Below are 9,743 nucleotides of genomic sequence, written 5' to 3' on the forward strand. Positions count from 1 at the left end.
GGGGCTTCCCCGCCCCTGCCCCTTGCGATCGATGCGCACCACGTCGGCGCCGAGGTCCGACAGCAGCATCCCGCAGAAGGGGCCCGGGCCGATACCTGCGAATTCGATGATCTTGAGGCCGCTGAGAGGTCCCTGGCGCATGACTGTCTCCCCATTCTGTCGGTTGTGAGTTTGGCTTGGTGACGCCGGGTCAGGCAAGTTCATCCCCCGCCGGGGAGGGTCTGCCCATCGTCAATCGTGATGATGCTTCCGGCTATGGCCCTGGCGGCGGGACCAACCAACATCAGGAAAGCGGCGTCGAGGTCGGTAGCCTCCATCAGCCTTCGCCGCGGGAACAGCTTCAACTGTTTCTGGCCGCCCTCGGTGCCCCACCAGAAACTGTTGATGTCGGTTTCGATATAGCCGGGACAGAGCGCATTCACGGCGATGCCCCTGCGAGACCATTCCCGGGCGAGACTTCGGGTCAGCATGGCGGTCGCCGCCTTGGACGCGTTGTAGGCGGACAGGCCCGGCAGGACGGTGTGGCTGGCGATGGAGGCGATGTTCACGATCCTGGCCTCAGCCCGGTCGGCGCTGCCATTGGCCATCATCAGCCGCGCCGCCGCCTGGGCGGCGAAGAAGACGCCCCGGGTATTGACGGCGAAGGTCCGGTCCCAGTCCTCGATGGACAAGTCGTTAGCCAGTCCCTCACCGCCGACTCCGGCGTTGTTGATCAGGATGGATACGGGTCCCATCGCGGACTCTACCTCGCCGAAGGCCGGAGCGATGGTCTCGGCCTGGGCGACATCCAGCCGGAGGGCCATGGCCCTCCCGCCTTCGCCGGCGATCTCGCCCGCGAGGGTCTCGACCATGTCGAGCCTCCTGGCCGCAAGGGCGACTGCAGCACCTTGCGACGCGAGAAGGCGCGCGAAGTGAGCCCCCAGGCCCCCCGAGGCGCCCGTGACGATGGCGGTCTGTCCCGCAAGCACTCCAGCCACGATGAATCCCCCTAAAACGGGGTGTCCAGAAGCCCCGATTCACCTCTATCTATCGTTGGGAGCGGCGGTGTGTCGCCACCGATTTTCGGAGCCGGTCTTGATGGTCCTGCAGGCCCGCCTTCTGATCGCCTCGCGCAGCGATGAAATGGCCGGTCCCTTGTCCGAAGGTCTGGACCAGCTGGGTTGGCGCACCGTGACGGCGCGAGGCCCTTATGCTGCCGAGGCCGCTCTTACGGACCTCGGCGTCCAGGCGGTGATCATCGACATGAGCGATGGCGCCGACGAGGCTGTCGCCCTGGCGCGGCGGCTCAGGTCGCTGGCTGGCTCGAGGCGCGTGCCCATTGTCGCCATTGGCGCAGAGCGGTCGGAGGGCTCGACAGACGACTTCGATCTTCGCCTCGCCACACCGGTCTATCCCGCGCAGGTCGCCATGCGCCTCGATAGCCTGGTCCGCACGGCGGTCGCGGAGGAAGAGTACAAGCTGCGCCAGGAGACCTTTGCACAGCTCGGTGTCGATCTGGGGGACCCCGAGTTGAGCCCTGAGCCTCTGAGTCTGCTTGCTGTCGGTGAGCCCAACCCGCAGTTTCTGGGTCTTTCAAACAGTCTGGAGGCCCTTGGCGCGCGCGTCGTCGGAGCTTTCACCAGCTATACGGCTTTCGACTTCCTGCATGAGGCGGAGTTCGACGCGGTCGTGCTGTGGGGAGGCGACGCCGCGGACAGTGCGATGGCGATTGCCGGAGGCATGCGGCGGAACAGCCGTCTCTACCACATCCCCACCCTTCTCTACCTGAAGACGCTCGAGGGAATGACGGCGGCCGAGGCCTACAGCCGCGGGATTTCCGACGTCGCCTCGCCTGCCACGCCGGAGTCCGAAACCGCCTGGAGGGCGTTGGAACTGGCGCGCAGTTATCGGCGTCAGTCCGGAATCCGTTCGGCTCTTGAGTCCGCCCGGTCCCTTTCCCTGATGGATGCCGAGACCGGCCTGTTCACGCCGGAACTCTTCTTCCAGCATCTTGAACGGCTCGCGACTTCGGCCCCGGCGCGCAACCGCCCCCTGACCCTCTGCGTTCTCAGGATTCGCGAAGGGGAGCGGCTTGAGGAGACTCGCCGCTCGGGATGGCTGGAAAAGGCCTTTCCCCAGCTCGGTTCCATGGTCTCAAGGCTTATCCGGGTCGAGGACAGCGCAACGAGGCTTGGGCCGGAACACTTCGGCATCGCCCTGCCCGCGACGCCCGAGGAGGTCGCTCGCACCGTCGCCGAACGGATTGCGGCGGTCATCAGTCGGACGGCGTTCGATGCAGGTGAAGGGCGCCCGCCGTTCACTCTCGAGTTCGATGTCACCGCGGTTGAAGTGCGCCATCCGGACGAGTTGGCGGGCGCGATCCGGAAGGCCGCCGAGATGGCTCCGGACGCGCTGTCGACGCGATAAGATTGCGTGCTGTCTCGAGGAGCGGGTTTCCTCGAACCGGAACCGGATCGCGCCGCCACAACCCTCAGCTGTCTCTGTTTATCGTCAAGCCGCCTGGTGCGACTGGACGGCAAGTGCGCTCAGCGCCTTGAGGATCATCTCCGCGGCGTCCAGACGCTGGGGCGGAGCCTCCCACTCCCCCTTGATCACGACCTTGTTGTCCGGCCTGAGCCGCCAGGTCACTGCGTTCTTCTGGACATGCTGCACCAGTCCCATCGGGTTGGCGAAGGCGTCGCTCCGGAAGCTCACCACGGCGCCCTTTGGGCCGACGTCGATCTTGGCCACGTTGGCCTGTCGACACATGCCCTTGATCCCCACAACCTTGAGCAGTTGAGCGGCCTCCGGTGGAAGCGGGCCGAAACGGTCGATGAGCTCGGCGGCCAGGGCCTCGCGATCCGAGGCCTGTTCGGCGTCGGACAGCCGGCGATAGAGGGCGAGCCGCACGTTCAGGTCGGGAACGTAGGCCTCCGGGATCAGGACCGCCGCCCCGGTGTTGATCTGCGGGCTCCAACCCCGGTCGGGGGCGGGGGCTGAGCCTCCGCTGGCCTTCAGTTCCGCCACGGCGTCCTCCAGCATCTGCTGGTAGAGCTCCACACCCACCTCGCGGATATGGCCTGACTGTTCCTCGCCCAGGAGGTTGCCGCCGCCCCTCTGGTCCAGATCATGGCTGGCGAGCTGGAAGCCTGCGCCGAGGCTGTCAAGTGACTGCAGGACCTTGAGCCGACGCTCGGCCGAGATGGTGATCTGCTTCTCCGAGGGGATCGTGAGATAGGCGTATGCCCGCGCCTTCGCCCGCCCCACTCGGCCCCTGAGCTGATAGAGTTGCGCCAGCCCGAACATGTCGGCGCGATGCACGATGAGGGTGTTCGCCGTCGGGATGTCCAGTCCGCTCTCGACGATGGTCGTCGAAAGGAGCACATCATACTGGCCGTCATAGAAGGCGCTCATGACGGACTCGATCTGGGTCGGCGCCATCTGGCCGTGTCCGACCACGAAGCTGACCTCCGGAACCTGCTCCCGAAGGAACCGTTCGATGTCCGGGAGGTCCGAGATCCGGGGCGCCACGTAATAGGCCTGACCACCCCTGAAACGCTCTCTCAGCAGGGCCTCGCGCACCCCGACGGGGTCGAACGGCGACACGTAGGTCCGGACCGCCAGACGGTCGACCGGCGGGGTTGCGATGATCGACATCTCCCGGATTCCGGACAGCGCCATCTGCAGCGTCCGCGGGATCGGCGTCGCCGTCAGGGTCAGCATATGGACGTCAGCCCGGAGCTCCTTGAGCTTTTCCTTGTGCTTGACCCCGAAGTGCTGCTCCTCGTCGACGATGACCAGGCCCAGGTGCGAGAATTCGACCTGCTTCGACAGCACCGCATGGGTGCCGATCACCACCTCGATCTCGCCCTTCTTGAGACCCTCGCGGGTTTCGGCGGCCTCTCGGAGGGGCGTCAGGCGGGATAGCCGCGAGACCCGGACGGGCCACCCCTGGAAACGTTCGGTGAAGGTCTTGTAGTGCTGACGCGCCAGCAGGGTCGTCGGCGCGACCACAGCGACCTGGAGGCCGCTCATGGCCGCGACAAAGGCGGCTCGCAGGGCCACCTCGGTCTTGCCGAAGCCGACGTCGCCGCAGATCAGCCGGTCCATCGGATGCCCGGAGGCGAAGTCCCCCAGAACGTCCTCGATGGCCGCCAGCTGATCGTCTGTCTCCTCGAACGGGAAGCGGGCGCAGAACTCCTCAAAGACGCCCTGAGGCGGAGTGACGGCGTCGGTCGTCCGCATGGACCGTTCCGCGGCGATGCGGATCAGACCCTCGGCCATGTCGCGCAGGCGAGCCTTGGCGCGCGCCTTCCGCGACTGCCAGGCGGCGCCGCCGAGACGATCGAGCTGCACGCCCTCCCCCTCGGACCCGTACCGGGTCAGAAGGTCAATGTTCTCGACGGGCAGGTAGAGCTTCGATTCCCCGCCATACTGCAGTTCGAGGCAGTCATGCGGGGCGCCCTGGACCTCCAGGGTCCGCAGGCCTTCATAGCGCCCGATGCCATGATCGATGTGGACGACGAGGTCTCCGGGGGACAGGGCGGACGCCTCGGCGAGGAAGTTGGCGGCGCGACGACGGCGTCCGGGGCGCGCAAGGCGGTCGCCGAGGATGTCCGTCTCGGCGATGACCGCGAGGTCGGGGGTCTCGAAGCCCGCATCCAGGGGAAGGACGACCCTCTGGGGAACCTTCGGGTCTGCTGCGCGGGCCGCATCCCAGTAGGGCGCAAGGGGAGGAGCCGCCAAACCGTGATCGGCCAGCATGAGCCCCAGGCGCTCGGACGAGCCCTCTGTCCACGAGGCGAAGAGCACCCGCTTGCCCGCCGACGACAGGGCCCGGGCGTGACCCACCGCCGCTTCGAAGAGGTTCACGGAGTCCTGGCGGCGCTCGGCGCCGAAGGAACGACCGGTCCGGGCGCCCATATCCACAGAAACTGCGCCGGGTCCGCCTGAGAGGCTGGTGAAGCGGCGGACCGCAAGTCCGGATAGCTGGGCGCCGAAGCTCTCCGGTGAGAGATAAAGCCCATCAGGGGGCAGCGGCCGGTACTGGCTGCGCCGATCGGCCTGGTCCCGGGCGTCAAAGGCGTCGGTGACCTGCAGCCAGCGGTCGGCGAGGGCGTTCTCGGCCAGAGCGTCGAGGACGACCATCATTCCCGGCGGCAGGTAGTCGAACAGCGTCTCCAGCCCCCCTGTCTCGCCCGCGCCGCGGTAGTAGAGGGGGAGCCAGTGCTCCATGCCCGCCCGGCGTCCTCCGGCGCTCACGGTTTCATAGAGCGGATCCCCGCCAGGGGCCCCGAAGGCCTCGGCATAGCCACGCCGGAAGCGCGACACGGCGCCGTCGTCCAGAAGCACCTCGCTGGCCGGCGGCAGCGACACCTCGGTGAGCGGGCGGGTCGATCTCTGGCTCGCGGGGTCAAAGGCGCGGATGGATTCGAGGGTATCCCCGAACAGGTCGAGCCGGACGGGCTCATCAGCCGCGGTCGGGAAGACATCGATGACGCCCCCCCCAATGGCGTATTCGCCCTTCTCCGAGACCGTGGAGGCCCGGTGGTAGCCGTTGACGGCGAAATAGCGCTCAAGGTCGGCGACATTGACCGGCTGGCCGACCCGGGTGGCATAACCCGCAGCGGCGACCGCGACGCGGGGCGGAACCCTCTGGCTTGCCGAAGCGCTCGTCGTGGCCAGAAGGAACGGGCGGGTCCAGTCCTCCTGCCCGGAAAGCCGCGCCAGGGCGGCCATTCGGCGGGCTGAGACGCCCGCGGACGGTCCCGACCGGTCGTACGGCAGGCAGTCCCAGGAGGGCAGTTCCAGAACCTCGATTCCCTGACCGAAGAACCGGAAGGACTCGATGAAGGCCGAGAGCCGCGCCCCGTCCCGGGCCACGAACAAGGCCGGCCCCTTGCGGCGCTTGAGGATATCGGCCAGCACCAGGGCGTCGAAGCCCTCAGGCGCACCAGTCACATCCAGCTGGCCAGGATCTTCGGCGAGGCGTCTCAGGTCAGCCGGGCCCGGAGACGCTGCGCCGTCAGGCGCCACGCACTGCCCCCGGAAGCTTGTAGACCTCGTCGCGGAACCGCCGGATGGCGGCGAGAATCTCTGAGTCCACCGCCTCGGGCGCCGGCTCGCGCTCGATGATCCAGGCGTAGAGATCCTGATCCGGATGGGCCAGCAGGTCCTCGAGGGCGTCAAGCCCTTCGGCGCTGAGATGGCGCGCATGGGTGTCCACGAAGGGACCCAGGATAAGGTCCGCTTCGCGGAAGCCCCGCCGCCAGGCGCGGAACGAGAGCCTCTTCAGTCGCGTTTCGTCATGGATCGTCATGTGTGCGGGCGGGTATAGTGCGCGATGGCCGCCTTGGCCAGCGGCGGCCGGAAGAGGACCCATGCGGCCCGAGAGTCTCTTTCCCTTGTTCGCTCCGGTCGGCAGCCTGAAGGGCGTCGGTCCCCGGATTGCGCCAGCCCTCGAGCGTATCGCCGGCCCCCTGGTCAGGGACGTCCTCTTCCTGGCCCCGCACGGGATCATTCGCAGGCCCAGGCGCACCCTCTCTGAAGTACGGCCTGAGGAAACGGCGACGATCCTGGTCACCGTCGAGGAGCACCTGAGACCGAGGTCGCCCCAGCAACCCCTCCGGATCCGGACCCGCGACGGGGATCAGCGGCTGGACCTGATCTGGTTCGGAAACGCCTCTCGGGGGCTTGAGGCGCGGCTTCCCGTTGGCGCGCAGAGATGGGTCTCCGGCAAGCTCGAGAGGTTCGGCCTCGACCTTCAGATGGTCCATCCTGACTATGTCGCAGAGGCGAACGGGCTGGCTGAGATTCCCCAGATCGAGACGGTCTATCCTGCCGGGGCCGGCCTCACCGCCCGGATGGTCCGACGCATCGTCCATTCGGCGCTGGACCGGACCCCGGACCTGCCTGAATGGCAGGATCCCGCCTGGAAGACAGGCCGGGGCTTTCCGTCCTGGCGGGAGGCCATCCGCGCGCTCCATTCCCCGCAGGATGACTTCGACCTGTCCCCCGCCGCTCCGGCGCGGGCCCGGCTAGCCTATGACGAACTGCTGGCCCACCAGTTGGCCATGGCCCAGCGACGTGCACACAGACGGGCGGGCGCCGGCTTGCGCCTGATCCCCGCGGGTCTGTCCGGCGCGGTTGAGGCCGCCCTGCCCTTCCGGCTGACCCCGGATCAGCTCACGGCCCTGGCGGAGATTCGCGGCGACCTCGCCTCTGGCCAGAGGATGAGCCGACTGCTCCAGGGCGATGTCGGCTCTGGCAAGACCGTTGTGGCCATGCTGGCCCTTGCCGACGCAGCCGCAGCAGGCGCACAGGGCGCACTGATGGCCCCGACGGAGATCCTGGCGCGGCAGCATTTTGAGACCCTCTCCGGTCCGCTGGAGGCAAGAGGTGTCGGGGTGGTGCTCCTGACGGGCCGGGACAGGGGTCCCGCACGGCGCGAGAAACTCGAGCGGCTGGCTTCCGGCGCCGCCGCCGTTGCGGTCGGAACCCACGCCCTCTTCCAGGACGAAGTCAGGTTCCACCGCCTGGCCCTCGCAGTCATTGACGAGCAGCATCGCTTCGGGGTCGGCGAGCGCCAACGGCTGCTGGACAAGGGCGAGGGCGTTCACCTGCTGTCCATGTCGGCCACCCCCATCCCCAGGACCCTTGAACTGGCGGCCTATGGCGACCTCGATGTCAGCCGGATCGTCGGAAAGCCTCCGGGCCGGACACCCGTCGCCACCCGGGCTGCGCCCATGACCCGTCTGGCGGAGGTGGAGGACCGCCTCGTGGCGGCTGTGCTGTCCGGGGCCCAGGCCTTCTGGATCTGTCCGCTGGTCAGCGAGTCCGAGTTGGTGGACCTCAAGGCGGCGGAGCAGAGGGCCCGGGACCTGCAAGCCCGTCTGGGCGGCCGCGTTGGCCTGGTCCATGGCAAGCTCCCGGGTCCGGAGAAGGATGCGGTGATGGCTGACTTCGCCGCCGGAAAGGTCAAGGTCCTTGTCGCGACCACCGTCGTCGAGGTGGGCGTCAACGTCCCAAACGCCACCATCATGGTGATCGAGCAGGCCGAGCGTTTCGGCCTCGCCCAGCTGCACCAGTTAAGGGGCCGGGTTGGCCGGGGACGAGCCGAGAGCGCCTGCGTTCTTCTCTACGACCCGCCCCTTTCCGACACGGCCCAGAAGCGGTTGGACATCCTCCGCCGCTCGGACGACGGTTTCGCCATCGCCGAGACGGACCTTGAACTGCGTGGCGGCGGCGACGCCTTGGGTCTGCGCCAGTCCGGCTTTCCCGACTATGTCTTCGTCGATCCCTTCGTGCACAGGGACCTGATCCTCGCTGCCGGCGACGACGCCCGCCTCGTCCTGGCGCGCGACCCTGGGTTCACGTCTCCTCGCGGCGAGGCGCTCAAGGTGCTCCAGGCCCTGTTCGACTGGCGTCCTGAGACGGGGATGAAGGGCGCGTGAGGGCGTTGAAGGCCTCCAGACGGGTGCGGGCGTCAGCCTCTATGTCTGCATAGAAGAGGTTGAAGCCCGGTGTGCGCAGGCGATCCTCCCACGAGCCGGACGGGCGCAGCATGCGTGCTTCCGGGCGTGACACCCTCAGGATCCCGCCCCGGCAGACCGCGCTGACCTGGCGCGACACAAAGGGAGGGCGCGCGCCCCACTCGAGCCCGGTGGCGTTGGTCGCCCCCCTCGCCAGTCGGGCGGGCGCAGGCTCTTCCGTGACCGCCCGAAGAAGCGGATTGTAGCATAGAGGACGGCGCGACCCGAGGTTGACCAGCTCCTTGCCCGACCAGACGAGCGACCGGTCCTGGAGGTCCCGGGCCCGTGTTGCATCATCATCGTAGGCCCAGGCCCAGGCGGCGAGGCAGCCCGTGTCGCGGGGCGCCCTGCATGGGCGGAGGGGCGGCGCCTCGGCGGAGACGACGGAGTCTATGATCCATGCCGCGACAAGCCGGTCGCGGACCGCCGGGGCGGCTGCAGCCTCAGCCAGCAGTCGGGCGACAAGGTCACCGCCCTGCTCCACACCCACCACGAGGATGGGACGTCCATCCGTCCGCGACAGGAAGTTCAGGAAAGCCGCCTCTGCGTCAGCATAGGCAAAACGGCGGGCCTCCCGTGCGTCCTCCCGCAGTGTGGTCAGGGAGTAGAGGCCAGCCTGCCGGTAGCGGGGGGCGTAGACGCGGCCTGCGGCCGCGAATGGACCTGCATGGTTCGGCGCCATGACCCGTCGGAACACCTCCTGCGACTCGGGGTCGTCGACCGGGCCATTCCAGTGTTCCGCTCCCGAATAGGTGGTCGGCCCCAGGAAGAAGACATCCGCCTCGCCCCGTCGTCCCGGCATCCCCGGCAAGAGGGACCATGCCTCCGGTCGATCATAGTCGGGAGCCGGCGGCGGCGTGTAGATCTGGAACGGCTTGCCCGGGTCCATGGCCGCCAGCCGGATGTCATCCCGCCGGATGAAGGCAAAGGCAAGCGCCAGCAACAGAAGACCGGCAGCGGCCAATGCGCCCAGGGGAAGCCGTCTCTGTGGCCTCGGTTTGGCTTCCGGCGGGTGCGGGGCGGCCAACGCGCCGGCCTACCGGTAGGGGGCGTCGGTGGCGAGGTAGCGCTGGACATAGTCCGCGATCCCGGCCTCCAGGGGGGTGAAGCCGCCGGGGTAACCCGCCCGGACAAGACGTTCCATCCGGGCCTCGGTGAAGTATTGGTACCGGGATCGGATTGCCTCAGGCATGGGAATGTAGCCGATCTCTGCGGGTCTGCCGGCGGCCGCGA

At 68.1% G+C, this 9,743-nt stretch carries 7 protein-coding genes and 1 pseudogene; 2 read left to right on the top strand and 6 right to left on the bottom strand.

The window, feature by feature from the left end; genetic code table 11:
• Together INE98_RS08180 and INE98_RS08185 are read right to left on the bottom strand one after the other, a co-directional pair.
• Window positions 1-141, bottom strand: a 141-nt coding sequence (locus INE98_RS08180; RefSeq protein ID WP_293538090.1) for a CoA transferase, incomplete at its 3' end; no start/stop codon positions are given.
• Between the two features lie 59 nt (window positions 142-200).
• A complete protein-coding gene (locus tag INE98_RS08185) occupies window positions 201-977 on the bottom strand; it encodes an SDR family NAD(P)-dependent oxidoreductase (RefSeq protein WP_293538082.1) in 777 nt (258 codons plus the stop codon).
• A gap of 100 nt (window positions 978-1,077) precedes the next feature.
• Here INE98_RS08185 and INE98_RS08190 point away from each other — a divergent pair, with 100 nt between their 5' ends.
• Window positions 1,078-2,406 (top strand): diguanylate cyclase, encoded by a 1,329-nt coding sequence (locus tag INE98_RS08190; protein ID WP_293538091.1) that lies wholly within the window; start codon window positions 1,078-1,080, stop codon window positions 2,404-2,406.
• Between the two features lie 84 nt (window positions 2,407-2,490).
• On the opposite strand, the gene mfd is transcribed toward INE98_RS08190, so the two are convergent.
• Together mfd and INE98_RS08200 are read right to left on the bottom strand one after the other, a co-directional pair.
• Window positions 2,491-6,015 (bottom strand): transcription-repair coupling factor, encoded by a 3,525-nt coding sequence (gene mfd / locus INE98_RS08195; RefSeq protein ID WP_293538084.1) that lies wholly within the window; start codon window positions 6,013-6,015, stop codon window positions 2,491-2,493.
• Window positions 6,005-6,298, bottom strand: a complete 294-nt coding sequence (locus INE98_RS08200) for a succinate dehydrogenase assembly factor 2 (protein WP_293538086.1) — start codon at window positions 6,296-6,298, stop codon at window positions 6,005-6,007. The genes mfd and INE98_RS08200 overlap by 11 nt, the downstream gene beginning before the upstream one ends.
• Before the next feature lie 61 nt (window positions 6,299-6,359).
• Here INE98_RS08200 and recG point away from each other — a divergent pair, with 61 nt between their 5' ends.
• A complete protein-coding gene (gene recG / locus INE98_RS08205) occupies window positions 6,360-8,432 on the top strand; it encodes an ATP-dependent DNA helicase RecG (protein ID WP_293538087.1) in 2,073 nt (690 codons plus the stop codon).
• Here the strand turns inward: recG and INE98_RS08210 are convergent.
• Window positions 8,374-9,453: a DUF3089 domain-containing protein gene (locus INE98_RS08210; RefSeq protein WP_293538089.1), complete on the bottom strand. Its 1,080-nt coding sequence runs from the start codon at window positions 9,451-9,453 to the stop codon at window positions 8,374-8,376. The two genes, recG and INE98_RS08210, sit on opposite strands and share 59 nt — an antisense overlap.
• 93 nt (window positions 9,454-9,546) lie before the next feature.
• Window positions 9,547-9,743 (bottom strand): annotated as a pseudogene (locus INE98_RS08215) (ADP-glyceromanno-heptose 6-epimerase); the annotation flags it as partial.

It is taken from the genome of Phenylobacterium sp., from assembly GCF_020253645.1.
Classification (GTDB): Bacteria; Pseudomonadota; Alphaproteobacteria; order Caulobacterales; family Caulobacteraceae; genus Phenylobacterium.